Source organism: Vitiosangium sp. GDMCC 1.1324 (assembly GCF_003044305.1).
Lineage (GTDB): Bacteria > Myxococcota > Myxococcia > Myxococcales > Myxococcaceae > Archangium.
In genome coordinates this window covers 164,163-181,086 of the sequence record NZ_PZOX01000003.1, presented here as the reverse complement: position 1 = coordinate 181,086, position 16,924 = coordinate 164,163, and the positions used below count along the sequence as shown (strand labels likewise).

General features: G+C 68.8%; 16 protein-coding genes. 5 read left to right on the top strand and 11 right to left on the bottom strand.

Annotated elements, in window-relative coordinates; genetic code table 11:
- Nucleotides 1–14: 14 nt before the first annotated feature.
- From DAT35_RS09300 to DAT35_RS09275, 6 genes are all read right to left on the bottom strand, one after another.
- Nucleotides 15–293 (bottom strand): DUF485 domain-containing protein, encoded by a 279-nt coding sequence (locus DAT35_RS09300; RefSeq protein WP_108066583.1) that lies wholly within the window; start codon nucleotides 291–293, stop codon nucleotides 15–17.
- A gap of 132 nt (nucleotides 294–425) precedes the next feature.
- Entirely contained in the window at nucleotides 426–2,297 is a 1,872-nt protein-coding gene (locus DAT35_RS09295) for an ATP-binding protein (RefSeq protein ID WP_158501626.1), read from the bottom strand.
- Between the two features lie 304 nt (nucleotides 2,298–2,601).
- Nucleotides 2,602–3,267 carry a hypothetical protein gene (locus DAT35_RS09290; RefSeq protein WP_146209649.1) on the bottom strand — a complete coding sequence of 222 codons (666 nt, stop codon included), beginning with the start codon at nucleotides 3,265–3,267 and terminating at the stop codon, nucleotides 2,602–2,604.
- Nucleotides 3,268–3,334: 67 nt separating this feature from the next.
- The gene (locus DAT35_RS09285) at nucleotides 3,335–3,949 is read right to left on the bottom strand and encodes a hypothetical protein (RefSeq protein ID WP_108066580.1); all 615 of its coding nucleotides are present in this window, start codon (nucleotides 3,947–3,949) and stop codon (nucleotides 3,335–3,337) included.
- A gap of 7 nt (nucleotides 3,950–3,956) precedes the next feature.
- Nucleotides 3,957–5,360 carry a hypothetical protein gene (locus DAT35_RS09280; protein WP_369945298.1) on the bottom strand — a complete coding sequence of 468 codons (1,404 nt, stop codon included), beginning with the start codon at nucleotides 5,358–5,360 and terminating at the stop codon, nucleotides 3,957–3,959.
- A 513-nt stretch (nucleotides 5,361–5,873) separates the two neighbouring features.
- On the bottom strand, nucleotides 5,874–7,235 hold the full coding sequence (locus tag DAT35_RS09275; protein ID WP_108066579.1) for a sigma-54 dependent transcriptional regulator: 1,362 nt from the start codon (nucleotides 7,233–7,235) through the stop codon (nucleotides 5,874–5,876).
- Nucleotides 7,236–7,482: 247 nt separating this feature from the next.
- On the opposite strand from DAT35_RS09275, the gene DAT35_RS09270 reads away from it, so the two are divergent.
- A complete protein-coding gene (locus tag DAT35_RS09270; protein ID WP_108066578.1) occupies nucleotides 7,483–8,682 on the top strand; it encodes a glycosyltransferase in 1,200 nt (399 codons plus the stop codon).
- Nucleotides 8,683–8,688: 6 nt separating this feature from the next.
- On the opposite strand, the gene DAT35_RS09265 is transcribed toward DAT35_RS09270, so the two are convergent.
- From DAT35_RS09265 to DAT35_RS09245, 4 genes are all read right to left on the bottom strand, one after another.
- Nucleotides 8,689–11,643, bottom strand: coding sequence for an ATP-binding protein (locus tag DAT35_RS09265; RefSeq protein WP_108066577.1), 2,955 nt, complete (start codon nucleotides 11,641–11,643; stop codon nucleotides 8,689–8,691).
- Complete coding sequence (locus DAT35_RS09260) at nucleotides 11,633–11,833, bottom strand: hypothetical protein (RefSeq protein ID WP_108066576.1); 201 nt, start codon at nucleotides 11,831–11,833, stop codon at nucleotides 11,633–11,635. Before DAT35_RS09260 ends, DAT35_RS09265 begins: the two co-directional genes overlap by 11 nt.
- A gap of 7 nt (nucleotides 11,834–11,840) precedes the next feature.
- Nucleotides 11,841–12,209, bottom strand: coding sequence for an Hpt domain-containing protein (locus DAT35_RS09255; protein WP_108066575.1), 369 nt, complete (start codon nucleotides 12,207–12,209; stop codon nucleotides 11,841–11,843).
- A gap of 763 nt (nucleotides 12,210–12,972) precedes the next feature.
- Nucleotides 12,973–13,566 (bottom strand): DUF488 family protein, encoded by a 594-nt coding sequence (locus DAT35_RS09245; protein ID WP_199242850.1) that lies wholly within the window; start codon nucleotides 13,564–13,566, stop codon nucleotides 12,973–12,975.
- Between DAT35_RS09245 and DAT35_RS62330 the strand changes: the two genes are divergently transcribed.
- From DAT35_RS62330 to DAT35_RS09225, 4 genes are all read left to right on the top strand, one after another.
- On the top strand, nucleotides 13,453–13,758 hold the full coding sequence (locus tag DAT35_RS62330) for a VOC family protein (protein ID WP_108067201.1): 306 nt from the start codon (nucleotides 13,453–13,455) through the stop codon (nucleotides 13,756–13,758). The two genes, DAT35_RS09245 and DAT35_RS62330, sit on opposite strands and share 114 nt — an antisense overlap.
- Before the next feature lie 109 nt (nucleotides 13,759–13,867).
- Nucleotides 13,868–14,629 (top strand): SDR family NAD(P)-dependent oxidoreductase, encoded by a 762-nt coding sequence (locus tag DAT35_RS09235; RefSeq protein ID WP_108066573.1) that lies wholly within the window; start codon nucleotides 13,868–13,870, stop codon nucleotides 14,627–14,629.
- Between the two features lie 14 nt (nucleotides 14,630–14,643).
- Nucleotides 14,644–15,087, top strand: coding sequence for a thioesterase family protein (locus DAT35_RS09230; RefSeq protein ID WP_108066572.1), 444 nt, complete (start codon nucleotides 14,644–14,646; stop codon nucleotides 15,085–15,087).
- A 59-nt stretch (nucleotides 15,088–15,146) separates the two neighbouring features.
- Nucleotides 15,147–15,884 carry an IclR family transcriptional regulator gene (locus tag DAT35_RS09225; RefSeq protein ID WP_158501624.1) on the top strand — a complete coding sequence of 246 codons (738 nt, stop codon included), beginning with the start codon at nucleotides 15,147–15,149 and terminating at the stop codon, nucleotides 15,882–15,884.
- A gap of 119 nt (nucleotides 15,885–16,003) precedes the next feature.
- Here DAT35_RS09225 and DAT35_RS09220 read toward each other — a convergent pair whose 3' ends face one another.
- Nucleotides 16,004–16,789 carry an S-adenosyl-l-methionine hydroxide adenosyltransferase family protein gene (locus DAT35_RS09220; RefSeq protein WP_108066570.1) on the bottom strand — a complete coding sequence of 262 codons (786 nt, stop codon included), beginning with the start codon at nucleotides 16,787–16,789 and terminating at the stop codon, nucleotides 16,004–16,006.
- Nucleotides 16,790–16,924 lie beyond the last annotated feature (135 nt).

Genomic DNA, 16,924 nt, shown 5'->3' with positions numbered 1-16,924 from the left:
GTCCGGGTCCTCTCTCAGCGGCGGTACTGGTGCAGGGCCTTGTCGTACTTGCCGTTGGCCCACAGGACGTAGATGCCCGTCAGCCCCCAGGCGGTGGCGATGACGAGCGCTCCCAGCAGGATGCCGAGCGACAACCCCGGCACGAGCTGCATGCCCATCAGCGGTTTGTCGAACGCGACCAGCAGGATGAAACCGACGTAGGTCACCAGCGTGCAGGCGGTGAGGACAGCGGCCACTCGCCAGCGCGCCGCCGCCAGGGCTTCAAGCTCTTCGGCCTTGGATTTCTGGGACATGGTGTGGGGGTCTCCTTTGAGGTCGCACGTGGACCTCCATGAGCAACGCTCATTCCACACCACAGCATGAATGTTCTCGCGGGCTTGGCGCCTGCCACGCCGCGTCAGATGTTTCGAAAGGTAACGTCTCCGTCACCCCGGTAACGCTTCCGGCTGGATGGGCAGTTCGATGGTGAAGGTCGCCCCCTGGTTGGGGCCCGCGCTCGTGAAGGTGAGCAAGCCGTTCATCTCCACGGCCGCCAGCGCGCTGATGTGGAGGCCAAAGCCGTGCCCCTGCTTCTTCGTGGTGAAGCCCTGGGTGAAGAGGCGTGGCTTGTTCTCCGGGAGGATGCCCACGCCGTTGTCGACCACCTCGATGCGCAGCCGCCCCTCGGCGCTCCGCCCCACGCGCAGGAGGATGTGCTTGTCCGGCTGATCACTGTCCAGCAGCGCGTGCCGCGCGTTGCTCAGCAGGTTGATGAGGATTTGCAGCAGCTTGTGCCGGTCCACCATCACGGGAGGTACCGGGGCGTAGTCGGTGCGCACCTGGATGCCCACGCGCTCGAAGGACACGGTGTGCAGGCGCAGTGCGTCATCCAGGAGCTGGGGAATCGACACCTCCTCCACCACTCCCCCCACGCGCGCATGCGACTGCTGCATGCACACCACGGCCTTGATGTGCTCGATGCTCCGCTCGAGCAGCCGCGTCTCCTTCAGCAGCGCCTCCTGCTCGGCGGTGAGCTGCTGGGCGAGCGTCTCCAGGTAGGCCGGGAACTTCTGGCCTCGGGGGTCATGGGTGAAGAAGGAGGCCAGGTCCCGCGCGTGCTCGCGCAACAGCGCCGAGGCCTTGACCACACCGGGCACCCGGAGGCCTCGGAGTTGATCGGCGAGCAGCCCCGCGGACACGTTCACGCTGTTGAGCGTGTTGCCCACGTTGTGGAGGACGCCCGTGGCCATCTCCGCCATGCCCGCCTGACGCGACACGTCCAGCAGGTTGCGGTGCAGCTCACCCAGCCGCGCCTCGGCCTGCTTGAGCGCGGTGATGTCCCGCCCGAAGAGCGTCATCCCCACCACGCGCCGCCCGGCGACGAGGATGGGGTTGAGGCTGAGGTCCATCACGCTCGGCCGGCCCTCCACCACGGTGTCCACCTGGAAGCGGATGCGCTCTCCCAGGAGCGTCCGCTCGGCCCGCGCCTTCCAGAGGGCCCGCTGCTGCGGTGCGAGCCCATCGAAGAGCGTTCCGCCCCGGAGGGGCTCTCCTCCGAAGAGCTGGCGGCACAGCTCCGTGCCCGCGGGGTTGAAGGCGATGACCCGCCCCTTCGTATCCAGGGAGCACAGGGGATCATCCGTGCTCTCCACGAGGCTCACCAGCTTGCTCTCGCTGTCGCGCAACGTCCGCAGCGCCTGCTCGAGCGCCGCGTTCGCCTCGTCGCGCGAGGCCTGGAACATCCAGCTCACCAGCCATCCGCACAGGACGAAGAGCGCGGAGTAGAGGTTCAGCGCGTAGTTCGTATCCGGTGGTGGGTAGAGCAGCGGGTGGACGAGGCCCATGTTCGTGGCGGTGAGCAGGCTGAAGAACAGACCCCAGCGCAGGCCCAGCAGGTACACGCTCAGCATCGGCACCAACATGGCCATGGTGCTCACGGCCACGGCCTGTCGTCCGGTTCGCACCGTCTCGTAGAGGATGGAGACCGTCACGAGGAAGCACAGCACCCACGCCGGCATCCGGATGGAGGAGGCCTGGCGCAACCTCCAGAGCAAGCCCGTGAAGAGCACCAGGCACAAGAGCTGGACGGCGCCGGTGCGCAGCGGCTCCGGACTCGGCCGCACGTAGAAGAGCAGGGCCAGCACATCGCACAGCAGCATCATTCCCAGACAGCCCACCAGCAGCCGGCCCCGGTTGAGCTCCACCGGAGAGGCCTGGCGCAGCGGCTGCGAGAGACACGCGTCCAGCCGCGCCAGGACCCGGGTCCATGGACCGGGGCGCACCAGCGCGGGAATGGACGGCTGAGAAGGTCTGGACACATGCGGACCTGCCTCCATGGCGGACGAGACGGGCATCGGTGCCACCCCCGTGCTTCCCCGGGCTCCGGAGTACGCTTGAAGTGCTAGGAGAGCACGACCGCCCGTGGGCAGGTTCCAACTCGTGGCGTTCACTCGTGCGGACGTTGATGGCCAAACACGGCACGGCACATCAAGGCACTGGAGTGTGTTGCGGAGCACTCCCTCTTGTCGGGTCGATTGTGCCTGCGGTGCGATGGTTCGCTACTCGGTACGAGGTCTCACGGCTGGAGTGAGCCTGCCCCGGTTTTGTGGACACACCTCGCACTCAATCCTTCGGCACCTGGGAATCCCTCGGCGGCGCGGTGACTCTCTCGAGCAGGTACAAGTCCAACGGCACTCCGACGCTCTTCCGCGAGGCCTTGAGCCCTTCCAAGGCGCCAAGCCGTTCGAGTGCGCGGTATGAGAAGAACACAGCGCCACGATGCCCTGGGAACCGAAGTTCGACCCACTGAGTCCGCTCCACCAGCAGGGAGCCTGAAACGGCCGTCAACCAGCCACTCACCGAGAGAGCCAGGAGAACGCTCCAGGGGTCTGTACCAGGATGGTCAGCGCCCGGTGCGAAGGACCACAAGACCTGAACGACTCCCCAGGCGGAACCGACGAACACCGCCAGAAGGCCCAGAGTGGCCAAGAGGCTTGGCTCGAACACGGAGAGCTCGGACCAGTTGAGTACTCTTGGGGGCATGCTTGGCTCCTCCACAGACACCTCCCCCTGAGAAGCGACACGCAAGATGAGCCGGGATGACCTGCGCCGCACGTCGAATGCGGCCAAGGCGAAGCCCACCGCGACCAAGACACCTGAGACGAAGATGTCGGCATCGCCACCACTCGTCCCCATCGTTCTGCAGCCGAGCCCGATCAGGGCAAGGCCCGTCGCAAAGGGGACGAGCCCGTACTTCTGAAGTGCCACATTCGACTGCGATCCCGCCATGATGCGCCTCATGCTTCCACGATGAACTCCGAGCGCCGACGCCAGAACGCCGTGGCCAGGTATGCCTCTACATGACGACTTGCGGCACCCTCTCGAGAACCGCGCGCAGCTCCTCTGGGGTCGTGTCGAACTGTGCCGCCTCCGAGGGAGCATGGTCTGTTAGAGCCACAATGCTCTTGTCCTGTCTTTTCAGTCCCTCGATCACCACTCGCCCGTACGTGCCGGGCCATTCCACGCGGGCCAGTTCCTCTGCTCGGCGGACTGGGTCAAGGATGGTGAAGCACGGCCAGCGCGGCAGTCGAATCGTGCTCATGTCGCAGTTGTAGAACCGGCAGGCATCGAGCTGCGCCTCCGTGAAGTCGCAGTCCGCAATTCCTCCTATCCGCCACTTATCGAGATCGTCCTCGCGAAAACCGAAGTCATTGCCCGTAAACCGGCCTTTGAAGCGACACCCGCTGAAATTCATCCGAGCCCAGCGCTTGTTCTTCAACTCGCCCTTCGCCTGGATGGTGCAGTCGATGAACTGCCCCGACATCAAGGTGAGCCAGCGCGAGGCCACGCTGATGACGAGGGTGCAGTTGCGCAGCGTGAGGTTGGGTCCGAGCCAGTAGAGCGCACCCTTCGCCAACTCCACCCGCTCGCCTACGATCTCTCGATCCATGTAGTGGATGTTTGGAGTCACGCGGCCCTCAGAAGAAGATCATGCGGAAGAAGGTGCTTGCCATCCGGCGCCCGTGCAGGGCGAAGTTGGACTCCGTACCAGAGAGGATCTCGTAGTGATAGTTTTGACCTGCCGGGCCTGTGATATCGACCCCTCGGTCATTCCAGGACAGATCCGGGAACCGCTCCTTCAACCGGGCCTCGACCCACCGGCCTCGAGCCTGCCGCTCCAGCAGATTCGCCCGGTGCTCTTTGCCCAGGCTCCGCATCTCGTCGATGGCCTTGAACTCCGCCTGCGTGAGTTCACTCGCTGACCACTTGGCTGCCTCCTCCTTCGCCGCTGCCTGTAGTTGATCCCCAAGCAGATCCTCTGCCGGTATGTCCTTATAGCTCTTGCCCCGTGGGAGGTGCCATCGCTCCCCGTTGCCGAAGACCACCTGCTTGTTGCCGCCGCGGTGCTGGATGGCCACGGTGCCTGAGTGCCCTCCACCAGCTCCGGCGCTGCCGCTCTTGGCCAGGATGTTGATCGCCACCGGCGCCTGCGGAGACGTGAGGACAACGAGAGCGCGGCTCTCCTCCACCACCACCTCCACGGCGGCCGCCTCCTCCATGGCCACCGCTACCGAGCCCTCCATGCCCTGGGCTGCCCACTGCGCCTGGACCTGGTTGAACCTCGGCAGCGAGCGCACATGCGCGGCCACCTCGCCAAGCGTCCGCCCGCTGAGAGTGGCCACAGCGAGAATGATGGCCCGGGCCGCGTCCGTCCCAATTACCCGGCTGAAGGCCTCGCCCGCCTCGCGCAGCTCCTCGAACGTAGTGGCCTCGTGGGCTCGCTTCGCCATGCTCGCCCACCCGTCAATAAGTCCCCACATGGTGTCCAGGCCCAACCAGGCCAGGAGCACCAGCGAGAGCGCAGCCGCCGCTGCCTTCGTGCTCGGCTCAGGAAGCAACCAGAGCGTCAGGTACAGGCCCGCAGCCCACACGAGCGACGAGAGAATCGCCTTCGGGCTCAACTCCCGCCCGAGGGCCGCCTGCGTCTCGTCGAGCACCGTGCCGAAGGCCAGGGCGAGCGCCAGGGTGCGCCTGTCGTCCGTGCGTAGGTATGGCCCATCCGTGAAGAGGCCCAGGCAGTCACCACCACCGCGCCGCTCGCACCAGCGGAGGTATTTCTCCTTCAGCGCCGCCTCGGCCTCGGGCACGAGCGGGCCCTTGTCGTTGAGCGGCACCAGCGTGAGCACCTTGTCGCGGTACACCTCGGCGAGCAGCTCCTCCTCCGGCATGGCCTGGAGCAGCCCCTGGGCCGTCTCCTGGGGCGTCCCTTTCACCTGGAAGCGGTGGCCGAGCTGCTGCACAGCGCGTTGGTACTCTGCCGCCGTGAGGGCCACCACACGGGTGTTGCCATGTGCCTGAGGACTGTCTGCGAAGACAACCACCACGGGCTCGAGCTGGCGCGGAGCCGAGCGGGATTCCTTCGCCGGCGGCGACCGCCAGCGGCTCCCCCCCACGAGCTGACCCCCCATGGGTGCCTGCGTCGCGCATGCCGCGTGAAGGAAGAGAACGATGAGCCCGAAGGCCCCAGCGGGCGCCCAGCGCGGCGGGCCTCCCGTCGTCTCTCTCCGAACCTCAAGCTGCGTACCGCCGCCCTCTCCCACACCAGGACTCCGGTACTTCTTCGCCATGACGCTAGCCTTTCCCCTAGGTGCAACGGCCCTGAAGGATAAGTTTCTGGATGGCCAACCAAACAGGGGGGGACGAGCACCGGAATCCCTGCGCCCCCACTTGACGGCATGGCCGCGGCGACTACTTCTCCCGGCCCGCACTTCGCGTTGCGCGCGGACTCGGGCTACCTGTGCAATCGCTGCTCGATTATTCCCTCACGCAGCTCTACCGCGAGGCCGGACGCCACCGCTCCTGAGCTCCTCGTCCATCCAGAACGCGGCCGCCGCTCACGCGCGGGTGCGCGGAATCCCGAGCCGCTGACGTTTTTCCCACAATGCCTTGCGGCTGATGCCCAGCCGCCGTGCCAGCTCCGTCTCCCCCAGCTTGTCCTGGTGCTCCAGCACGAAGCGGCGGAAGTACTCCTCCAGTGAGTCGGGTGACGCGCTGCCCTCGATACCGGACTCAGGGGGCTCATTGGCCTCGAAGGTTCCATTGCTCCCGGGCTCCAGCGCGAGCAGTCCGGGGGTGATGCCCGGGCCATCGGCCAGGATGACCGCGCGCTCGAGGGCGTTCTCCAGCTCGCGCACGTTGCCGGGCCACGGGTGTGTGGTGATGGCCGCGAGCGCCTCGGGAGAGAGTGTCGCGAGCGGGCGGTTGAGCCGCTGGCATGCCCTCTCCAACAGGTGCTTCGCGAGTGCCGGGACGTCCTCGCCCCGTTCGCGCAGCGGCGGCAGTTTGATCTCCACCACACGCAGGCGGAAGTAGAGGTCCTGCCGGAAGATGCCCTCCTGGACTCGCTTGGGCAGGTCCCGGTGGGTGGCCGCGATGATGCGCGCGTCCACCTTGCGCGAGCGTGTGGCTCCCACCCGCCGCACCTCGCCGTCCTGCATCATCCGCAGCAGGCGGGCCTGCGCGGGAGCGGGCAGCTCGCCAATCTCGTCGAGGAACAGCGTGCCCCCGTCCGCGCTCTCCACCAGTCCCGCGTGCGCGGCCTGTGCTCCCGTGAATGCTCCCTTCTCGTGGCCGAACAGCTCCGACTCCAGCAGGCCCTCGGGAATGGCGGCGCAGTTGACGGCCACCAGCGGCCCGTCGCGCCGGGGGCTCTGTTCGTGGATGGCTCGCGCCACCAGCTCCTTGCCCGTACCGGACTCGCCCAGCACCAGCACCGTGGCCGGCGAGTCCGCCACCTTCCGGATTCGCTCGAAGACGTCGCGCATCGCCGGGCAGTTGCCCACCATCCCGCTCACCGCGTACGCGCGCTCCACCTCCCGCTTCAGCGCGGCGTTCTGGCGCGTCAGCCGGCCCTCGCGCAGCACTCGCTCCACCTGCAGCAGCAGCTCGTCATGGTCGAAGGGCTTGGCGATGTAGTCCACCGCCCCCAGCTTCATGGCCTCCACCGCCGAGCGCACCGTGGCGTAGCTCGTCATGATGAGCACCGGCACCCCCGGCGCCCGGGCGATGACGTCCGTGCCTGGTGCACCCGGCAGGCGCAGGTCGCTCAAGATGAGGTCGAACGTGTCCAGCGCGTGGTGGGACTCGGCCTCGTGCACCGCGCCGGCCTCGGACACGTCGTGCCCCGCCCGCGTCAACAGGCGTTTCAGCTCGGTGCGGATGACGGGCTCGTCCTCGATGACCAGGATGCGGCTCATGTCGTGCTGCCCCCCTGCTCGAGGTCGCTCGTGGGGGGCCCGGCGAGACCCTCGGAAGGCTTGACCGGGAGGGTAGTCCCGTTGCCCCGTCTCCTGTCCACTTCCAATCAGATTGACGGGGTGCGTCATGGTGGACATCCTGGCAGGACGCCACAGGTCACTCATCGCACCGAGATGGATTCGTCATGGCACCCGGCACGTGCGGGAGTTATCCGGCCGCCACCTCGATTCAGGGAGCTACCCCCCAATGCGCGTTCTCTTCACGACCATTCCCGGCTCCGGCCACTTCCATCCCCTCGTTCCCGTGGCGCAGGCGCTCCAGCAGGCCGGCCACGAGGTCGCCTTCGCCTCCGGCGAGCTCCTCCAGCAGCAGGTGCAGGCCAAGGGCTTCCGCTTCTTCCGCGCCGGTGGCGAGTGGCCCTTCGCGAAGGAGCAGGACATGGGGGCGCTGGCTCAGCGGATGGAGAGCATGATGCGGATGTCGCACGAGGCCCGTCAGGAGCACCTGGCCAACAACTTCGTCGGCCACTTCGCGGGGGCCATGGTGCCGCACCTGGTGGAGCTCGCGTCCACCTGGCGTCCGGATCTGATCGTGCGTGACTCGATGGAGTTCGGCGCGGCCATCGCTGGCGAGCATCTCGGCATCCCGCACGCCTCCATCCAGGTCGGCGCGGCCCTGCCTCACCACTACGACAGTCCGCTGGTGATCGACCGGCTCAATGAGTTGCGTGCCAAGGTGGGTCTGCCGCCGGATCCGAAGCTCCAGGCGCTCTACCACTACCTGCACCTGTGCTTCGTCCCGGCGCACTACCTGGGGGGCGAGCTGCCGCGGACGGCGCACTTCCTCCAGCCGGCCATCTTCGACCAGTCCGGTGACGAGCGCCTGCCGGCGTGGACGTCGGAGCTGGGCCGCGATGGGCGCCCGGTCGTCTACCTGACGCTGGGCACCGTGTTCAACAAGGTGCTCGGGGTGATGCGCACCCTCGTGGAGGGCGTGCGCGAGGAGCCCGTGGATGTGGTGGTGACGGTGGGGCGCGACCTGGACCCGGCGGCGCTCGGTCCTCAGCCGGCCCACGTGCACGTGGAGCGCTACATCCCCCAGACGCTGCTCTTCCCGAAGGTGGACCTGGCCATCCTGCACGGGGGCTACAACAGCACCACGTCCGCGCTCGATCAGGGGCTGCCCCTGGTGCTCGTGCCCATCGCCGCGGACCAGCCCATGAACGCCGAGCGGTGCACGGAGCTGGGCGTGGCGCGCGTGGTGTCGCCGCTCTCGCTGACTCGCGAGAGCATCCGCGAGGCGGTGCGTGACGTGCTCCGCACGCCCTCGTACCGCGAGAACGCGCGGCGTTTCCAGAAGGAGGCCCGGGCGCTTCCGGGGCTGCCGTGGGCGGTGGAGCTGCTGGAGAAGCTCGCGGCCGAGCGGCAGCCGCAGCTCCGGGGTTGAGCGCCGCTAACCGGTGGCCCTCGGGGCCATCGCTCTCGGCAGGACGACGGTGAAGGTGGCGCCGGCCCCGGGCTGGCTGTCCACCTCCACCGTGCCGCCGTGCTCCCGGACGATGCTGGACACCAGTGCGAGCCCCAGCCCCGTGCCTTCTCCTGGCTGCTTGGTGGTGAAGAAGGGCTCGAAGATGCGCTGCGCCAGCTCGGGAGGAATCCCGTGGCCCTGGTCCACCACCCGGATGCGGACCTGCTCGTCCGCCTCCTCGGCGAAGAGCTCCACCCGTCCGCCGGGGGGCGAGGCGTCGATCGCGTTGGTGACCAGGTTCACGAAGACCTGCCCCAGCCGCTGCGGGTTGCCCACTCCTTCGAGGCCCTCGGGGCAGTGGCTCACGCAGGTGACATCGGCACCCTTGCGGCCCAGGCGCGCGAGCTGCGCGGCCTCGGTCAGCAGCGGGGCCAGCGGTACCCGGGTGACGGGCTCGTTCTGGCCCCCCGAGACTCCCGCGTGGCTGAAGGTGACGAGCGCTCGCACGATGGCGTCGATGCGCCGGGCCTGCTGGAGGATGAGCCCGACCCGCTCGTGCATCTCCGCCGGGTCCTCCTCGTAGCGGAGGTTCTGCGCCACGCTGGTGATGGCCGTCAGCGGGTTTCCAATCTCGTGCGCCACGCCCGCGGCCACGCGTCCCACCGAGGCCAGCCGGTCCTGGTGCGCCAGCCGCGCGTCCATCGCCTTGCGCTCGGTCAGGTCCTCCACCAACAGCACCGCGCCTTCCGTGCGCTCGGGCTCCTCCTTCGTGCTCCCCGAGAGCGTGGCCAGCGAGCGGTGCAGCCGGAGGATGCGCTCGCGCCCGTCCAGTCGGAGCTGCGTCTCCGCGTCCGCGTCCGGGCCCGACGCGAAGCCGGAGAGCAGCCCGCCCCAGGGCTCCGGCAGCCGCGTCAGTGTCTGGCCCCGGACATCCTCGGAGCGCAGGCCCGACAGCCGCTCCAGCGCCGCGTTCCAGATGACCACGTCCTGGTCTGGCCCCAGCGCGCACGCACCCAGGGGCAGTTCCTCGAGGATGCGCTGGAGGTAGCGCCGCACCGCCTCCAGCTCGCGCACCGGGCCCGGCATCCCTCGCGCGTCGCGCAGCCGCTCCTCCACGAAGCGCAGCTGCTCGGCGAGCGCCGTGCGTGCGCTCGGGTCCACCTGCAATGCCTCGCTCACCGCCAGCCGGGCCAGCACCGGGCCGAGCAGGCCGGACAGGTTGCGCTCGATGTGGTCCCTCAACCGGCGCAGCTCCACGGGGCGCCGCTCGCCATAGGACAGGCCGAGCTCGGCGAGCGCGCGGTCCAGCTCCGCGGTGGCGGCGTCCGGTCCCAGCACGGGAGCGAGCTGGCGGCGGAACTCATCCGGAGAGCTGGCCGTCACGTTGCCCGCGACGAGCGAGGGGGCCTCGCGTGCGCACAGCCGCGCCGCTTCGGCCTCCTCGGGCGAGGAGCGCGTGACGAGCGACAGCCCAGTGAAGGCCAGCGTGTTGAGGGTGAGGGAGGTGAAGGTGGCGAAGCCCCACGGCTCGTGGGTGGAGAAGCCCAGGAGCGCCGCCAGCGCGGTGGCTTCATGGGGCAGGCCCTCGCCGGTCCAGAGGGGCCGCAGCAGCAGCACGGTCCACAGCGTGGTGCCCGCGGCCAGGCCCACGAGGAAGCCCGTGCGTGTGGCCCGGGGCCAGAAGAGCAGGCCGAGCAGTCCGGGGATGAACTGCGCCACGCCGACGAAGGCGATGAGCCCCAGGTCCACCAGTCCCGCGGCCCGTTTGTCGAGCAGCAGGTAGAAGCCGTAGCCCGCGAGGATGATGGCGGCGATGAGGACGCGCCGGGCCCACAGCAGCCGGCGGTAGAGGTTGCCTGGTGCCCGCGCGTAGCCGAGCGGCAGCACCAGGTGCGTGAGGCACATGGGCGCCATGGCCAGGGTGGTGACGATGACCATGGCGCTGGAGGCGGAGATGCCGCCGAGGAAGGCGAGCAGCGCGAGCGCGGGGGCTCCACGCGCCGCGGGCACGGCGAGGACGTGGAAGTCCGCGGGCCCCGGCAGGCCCAGCGCGGCACCGGCCCAGAGGACGAGCGGCACCGCCATGTTCATCAGCAGGAGCAGCAGCGGGAAGGCCCATGTGGCGGTGGAGAGGGCGTCGCGCTCGGGGCTCTCCGTGAAGGCCACGTGGTACTGGCGCGGGATGAGGAAGGCCGCGGCGCACGAGATGACGAGCATCGACGCCCAGGAGCTCTCCCGCGCGGGCTGCTGCATGGCGCGCAGCGCCTCGGGGTGCGCGTCCAGCCAGGCCTGGAGGCCGCCCGGGCCGCCGAAGATGGACGTCACCGCCCAGGCCGCGACCAGCACCAGGGCCACGCCCTTCACCAGGGACTCGAAGGCGATGGCCAGCGCGAGCCCCTCGTGGCGCTCGCGGGGGGTGACGTAGCGGGCACCGAAGAGGACGGAGAAGACGATGGTGGTGACGCAGAAGCCCAGGCCCAGCAGGGTGGCCGAGGCCGAGGGGCTGAGGACTCGCGCGGACTCGACGACGGCGCGCACCTGCAGGGCGAGGTAGGGCAGGGTGCCGGCGAGCAGCACCAGCGTCACCCCCGTGCCCGTGGCCTGTCCCGGGTAGCGGAAGGCGAAGAGGTCCGCGAGCGAGGTGAGTTGCAGCTCGCGGGTGAGCTTGAGCATCGGGCGCCACAGCACCGGGACGAGCAGGCAGGAGAGCGTGGCGCCGAGGTAGATGGCGAGGTAGCGGAAGCCGTGCTGGGACGCGTAGCCGATGCTGCCGAAGTAGGACCAGGAGGTGGCGTAGACGCCGAGCGCGAGGGCGTAGGCGAGCGGGTGCTGGGTGACGCGCGAGGGGATGCGCCCGCGCTCGGCGGCGTAGGCGATGAGGAAGAGCACCAGCAGGTAGATGAGGGCGGCGACGACGAGGGTGCCCAGGTCAAGAATCATGGCCGCTCCGGCGGGCGGCCCAGGCGCCGAGCACGATGACGCCGAGCCACACGGCGAAGGGCTGGTACCAGGGAGCGCCCTCGCGCAGCCACAACTGCCGCAGCGGAGAGCCGAAGAGGAGTGCCGCCACGGCGAACACGAACAGGGAGAGCATGACCGGCTGTCCGCCCGGCTCGGAGGCGCGCTTCATCGCTCGCTCAGTCCCGCAGGCCCACCTGGGCCATCAGCAGGGGACGCGCTTCCAGGAATGCCTGCTCGATCGCGAACAGCAGCTCCTGCGCGCCTTCCAGGCTCGGGCTCCGCGCGAGGTTCTCCAACGCCTTGCAGTGCATGCGCACCCGCATCATCCCGAACATCCCGCTGCTCGTCGCCAGCCCATGGGCCTCGTTCGCGAGCTGCGCGGTACTCCCCGTGGCGAGCATCTCCCGCATCCGGACGATTCTCGGGGGCGTGCGTTCCAGATAGCCGCGGGCCATGTCCGCCACGAGGTTCGGATCGTCCTCGTCCTGAAGCACGCTCAGCTTCTCCAGTTGTCGCACGTCCATCGCGAGGACTTGCTGCTCCATGGGGACATTCTGCCACGTTCAGTCCGAATCGAACGAGGGGAACCAGGAGGGCGAGGGCTCCAGGTCTTCTCCCATGAGGATGGAGTGGAGGAGCCTCCAGGGAGGGCTGTACCCCCGGGCCCGAGGCTTCACCTCCAGGAGTGATGCATACCCTTGAAGGAACGTTTCAGGAGGATGCGTGATGAGGAACACCAGGTTCATGCTCGTTGGCGCGATGGTTTCGGCTCTGCTCCTGGCGCCAGCTTGCAAGTCTCAATCGGGTGATCGGTCCGTCGCCCAGCAGGGGACGAGCGCGGGCACGGGTGGCTCGGGCACTGGCGGTACGAGCACGAGTGGCACGGGTGGCTCGGGCACCGGAGGTACGAGCACGGGTAGTTCGGGCATGGGTGGCACGAGTACGGGTGGCTCAGGCAGTGAGACGGGGACGGAGACCGGGACGGGTCTCGGTGGTACTGGTGGTACAGGGGTTGAGACCGGGACGGGAGGCACAGGCGCCGGGACGACCGGGACAGGCGCAGGCACGGGCGGCTCGAGCACTGGGACGACCGGGACAGGTGCGGGCACGGGCGGTTCGAGCACCGGGACGACCGGGACAGGCGCGGGCGCTGGGACTGGGGCGAGCGGGACGGGCACGGGCACCAGTTCGGGCTCCAGCACGGGTACTGGCACCGGCACTGGCTCGAACCCGGGCCACTGAGACAGCGCGGGAATCGGAATTGCCGAGGGCTCCGGGAGGATGGAACACCGGGAGCCCTCCGCGCGATTACGCTGGCACGCCTGCTTCGGCTCCGGGCTCTGCTGGGCCTGGATAGAGCACCTGCCGGCCGTGCAGCTGCGCGAAGGGCGTGAGCTTGTGGGGCTCGGCACGGGTACGGCTGCTGATGTGCAGCACTTCCACGCCCCGGGCGTACAGCGCGTCCGCTACGAGCGAACGGTGGCAGCGCCAGCGCACGGCCTCGGCGCACATGAGGGCCAGTGGCCCTTCCGGCGTGAGCTCTCGCAGTTCCTCGAGTCCCCGGACGAACTCGTCCGTCTGCATGTAGTCCGCGTAGCCCCGGAAGCTGGCGTTGCGCCACGCGGTGTTGGGCGAGTCCTTGCTCGCGTGCCGCAGGCCCCCGAGTCTTGGCAGGTGCACGTACCGGATGTCTGCCTTCGCGAGCGTCCGGGGCAGGGTGTCCCGGTTGAACTGGGGATTCTTCCGCGAGCGCGGCACCGTGCGGATGTCCACGAGCGTCTGGATGCCGTGCGCCTGGAGCAGCTCCAGGAACTCCTCCGCCGAGCGCGTGGAGTGGCCCACCGTGTAGATGCGCGCCTTCCCCCAGCCCGGTGCCTTTCGTTTCGGCAGCTCCGCGCTCATGGCCGTGACTCCTCGGAGGAAAGTGGTCACCGTGACGCGCGGTGGGAAGGGCGGGACGCCTTCTTCCTCAAGGCCGAGGAGCTGAAGAAGAAGGGCGTCGAGTTCACCCAGCCGCCCACGAAGGCGCCCTGGGGCTCGAGCACCATGTTCCGGGATCCGGACGGGAACCTGATCCTGCTCGGCACGGAGTAGAGCGGGGGGAGCTCCGCGCGGGCGATCGCCTTGACGCGGTGCGTAATTTCAGTATCTATTCCGTGCCGCATATGGGAACGCTGTTCCGCATGGCGGCACGGAGGATATCTTGAGCACGAAACCCCTTTCGCAGAAGGCCGCCGTCGTCACGGGAGGAGCAAGCGGCATCGGCCGCGCCGCCGCCCTCGAGCTCGCCGCCGCGGGCGCGTCCCTGGTGATCGCCGACCGCGATGAGTCTTCTGGTGCGCGAGTCGTCAGTGAGCTCGTCGCGAGCGGAGCGCGCGCCGTGTTCCAGCGCACGGACGTCGCGTCGTTCGCCGACGTGGAGGCGGCCGTGCGGCGCTCGGTGGATTCCTTCGGGCGCATCGACGTGATGTTCAACAACGCCGGCATCGGCGTGGGCCACCCGTTCCTCGACTGGTCGCCGGAGGAGTGGGAGCGAGTCATCCGCGTCAACCAGCACGGTGTGTTCTACGGAATGCTGGCGGCGGGCCGAGCCATGAGGGCCGCTGGCACGGGCGGCGTCATCATCAACACCGGCTCCATCTATGGCGAGCTGGCCACACGCAACACCATCGCCTACCAGGCGGCGAAGAGCGCCGTCGAGGTGATGACCAAGGTCGCCGCGCTCGAGCTGGCACCGCTGGGCATCCGCGTGGTGAATGTCGCTCCCGGCGTCATCGATACGCCCATCCTGGACCCGTACCGGGCCGCGGGGCTCATCGACACGCTGGCCAAGAAGCAGATGCGCGGAAAGCTGCTCGAGCCGGCCGCCGTCGGGCGGGTCGTGGCGTTCCTCGCCTCGCCGGCGGCGGATGGAATCAACGGAACCACCGTCTTCGTCGACGACGGCTACTCGTCCTTCAAGTGAGGTCCGGGCTTCCCATGGTGACTGAGACCGCGATCGTGGTGCGCTCGACGGAGCTCGATCCGAACGGGCACGTGAACAACGCGAAGTTCCTCGAGTACCTGGAGTGGGGGCGTTTCGATTGGTTCGCCGACTCCGGGCTCGACCTGAATCAGCTCGCTCCGAAGTATGGGGTGGTCGTCGCCAACGTGAACATGAACTACCGCCGCGAGGCCCGGCGGGGTGAGCGTCTTCGCGTGAGGACGTGGCTGGTGGCTCGCGGCGAGAGCTCGTTCCGCTATGGGCAGGACATCCTCAATGAGCGGGGCGAGGTCGTGGTGGACGCGGAGGTCGTCAACGTGGGGTTCGACATGGTCGAGCGCCGCAGCGCCCCGCTTCCCGAGGAGCTGAGGCGCCGCTTCGACGAGCTCATCGTCCCTGGGAAGCTCCGCCAGGTGGGTGCAACGGCCGCTCGGAGATGAAGGCCGGGGTTGGCTATGGTTCCGTGAATGGGAACGTCAGGCTCAACCCGGGGAGACGAATGCTCCAGAGTGTGCAGACCGCGCTGAGCGTCTTCGAGAAGGTGGCGGTCGCGCAGCCCATCGGGGTCTCGGAGCTCGCGCGGGAGTTGGGGCTCACCAAGTCCACGGTGCAGCGCTGTCTGGTGACGCTTCACGAGGCGGGGTGGATCCGCCCCGAGGGGAAGGAACAGACGCGCTGGGTCATCACCAGCAAGTGCTTCAGCCTCGGCCGACGGGTCGGTGACGTGCCGCGGCTCCGGGAGGTGGCCGCTCGCTGGATGGAGCAGCTCCGGACGGAGAGCCGGGAGTCCATCCACCTGGTGCTGCCCGAGGGCCGGGATGCCGTGGCGATGGAAGCGCTGGAGAGCCCCCACACGCTGCGCATCTTCTGGCCCGTGGGTGCGCGGGCGCCGCTCCATGTGACGGCGGCCGGGAAGGCGATGCTCTCCCGCTACGCGGAGGAGGACCTCGAGGCCTACCTGTCCAAGGGGCTGGAGCCGACGACCCGCTCGAGCATCACCGACGCGAGGAAGCTCCGGGCCGAGCTCAAGCTGACCCGCGAGCGGGGGTGGGCCTCGACGGAGGACGAGCTGACCGAGGGCGCCTGTTCCGTCGCGGCCGCCATCCTCGACCGTCAGGGCCGGCCCATCGCCTCTCTCTCCATCTCCGGGCCCACCCTCCGGATGGGAAGGAGCGTCCGCGAGGCGTACGGCAAGCACGTCCGCCGCGCGGCGGAGGAGATTGGCCGGGAACTCTAATCCCCTTCAGGTAAGTCCACGACGGCACGGAACGAAGCTCGCGACCAGGGGTCCTGCCGGGCGCAATTTCGAGCAACTGGTCCGACTCGGACCAGTTCGCGCCAGGTGCAGCTGGGGTGTCAGCGTGGCTCGATGCGCACGCGCGCTCCTCGGCCCACCCCGAGCACCTGGGCCGCGCTGCCGTCTCGCACGGACATCTCCAGCAGCCCCGCGCTGCCCACCAGGGACAGCAACCCACCGGACGCGACGACCTGGTAGTGCGCGTGCGGGGCGTCCGCGATGACCGTGGACCCGACGTGCACCCGGAAGCGCGCGGGCAGCACCGCTCCCGGGAGGTTGGTGATGAGGTTGCCATAGGTGTCCACGTGGAGCACCTCGCCCACCGGACACCCGTCCTCCTCCCGAGGAGGTGGAAATGTGAAGGGCCTCTCCAGGTGGTGCAGCGCTCGGCCGAGCCTCTCCAGCGCCACCCCCGCCGCCAGGTGGCCCACCACCGGTGCGAACACGTCCCGCCCGTGGAAGGTCCGCGACTGTTTCGGCCCCCAGTATTCCGGCGCGGTCAGCTCGACCGCGGCGGCCAGCCCCCCGAGCTGCTCGATGGCCGGCATCAGCAGCCCGTTGTCCGGGCCCACCAGCACGTCACCTCGCCGTGTCCTCGCCGCCACCGCCCTGCGCGTCGAGCCCACGCCAGGGTCCACCACTGCCAGGTGCAGCGAGCCCTCGGGAAAGGCCTCCACCGCGCTCCATAGCAGGAATGCGCCTCCCGCCACGTCCTGCGCGGGCACCGCATGCGTGAGGTCCACGAGGACCGCTCCCGGGGCGACCCGGAGGATCGCCGCCTTCATCTGGCCCACGTAGGTATCCGTCAGGCCAAAATCCGTCAGCAGGCTGATGGCTGGAGGCATCGTACCAGGAAGATAGCCGTCCCCCGGCCGTTCGGATCCACAGGGGGGGCATTCACTTCCCGGACCCCATCCGCGATAGAACAGGGAGTCGGCCCCTGTCCCCCATGCGCATCGTCATTCTCGGATGTGGAGTCT

Coding starts and splice junctions, on each gene's coding strand:
- DAT35_RS09300 (WP_108066583.1), bottom strand. CDS start 293: ATGTCCCAGAAATCCAAGGCCGAAGAGCTTGAAGCCCTGGCGGCGGCG.
- DAT35_RS09290 (WP_146209649.1), bottom strand. CDS start 3,267: ATGGCGGGATCGCAGTCGAATGTGGCACTTCAGAAGTACGGGCTCGTC.
- DAT35_RS09275 (WP_108066579.1), bottom strand. CDS start 7,235: ATGAGCCGCATCCTGGTCATCGAGGACGAGCCCGTCATCCGCACCGAG.
- DAT35_RS09270 (WP_108066578.1), top strand. CDS start 7,483: ATGCGCGTTCTCTTCACGACCATTCCCGGCTCCGGCCACTTCCATCCC.
- DAT35_RS09265 (WP_108066577.1), bottom strand. CDS start 11,643: ATGATTCTTGACCTGGGCACCCTCGTCGTCGCCGCCCTCATCTACCTG.
- DAT35_RS09260 (WP_108066576.1), bottom strand. CDS start 11,833: ATGAAGCGCGCCTCCGAGCCGGGCGGACAGCCGGTCATGCTCTCCCTG.
- DAT35_RS09255 (WP_108066575.1), bottom strand. CDS start 12,209: ATGGAGCAGCAAGTCCTCGCGATGGACGTGCGACAACTGGAGAAGCTG.
- DAT35_RS09245 (WP_199242850.1), bottom strand. CDS start 13,566: ATGAGCGCGGAGCTGCCGAAACGAAAGGCACCGGGCTGGGGGAAGGCG.
- DAT35_RS09230 (WP_108066572.1), top strand. CDS start 14,644: ATGGTGACTGAGACCGCGATCGTGGTGCGCTCGACGGAGCTCGATCCG.
- DAT35_RS09225 (WP_158501624.1), top strand. CDS start 15,147: ATGCTCCAGAGTGTGCAGACCGCGCTGAGCGTCTTCGAGAAGGTGGCG.
- DAT35_RS09220 (WP_108066570.1), bottom strand. CDS start 16,789: ATGCCTCCAGCCATCAGCCTGCTGACGGATTTTGGCCTGACGGATACC.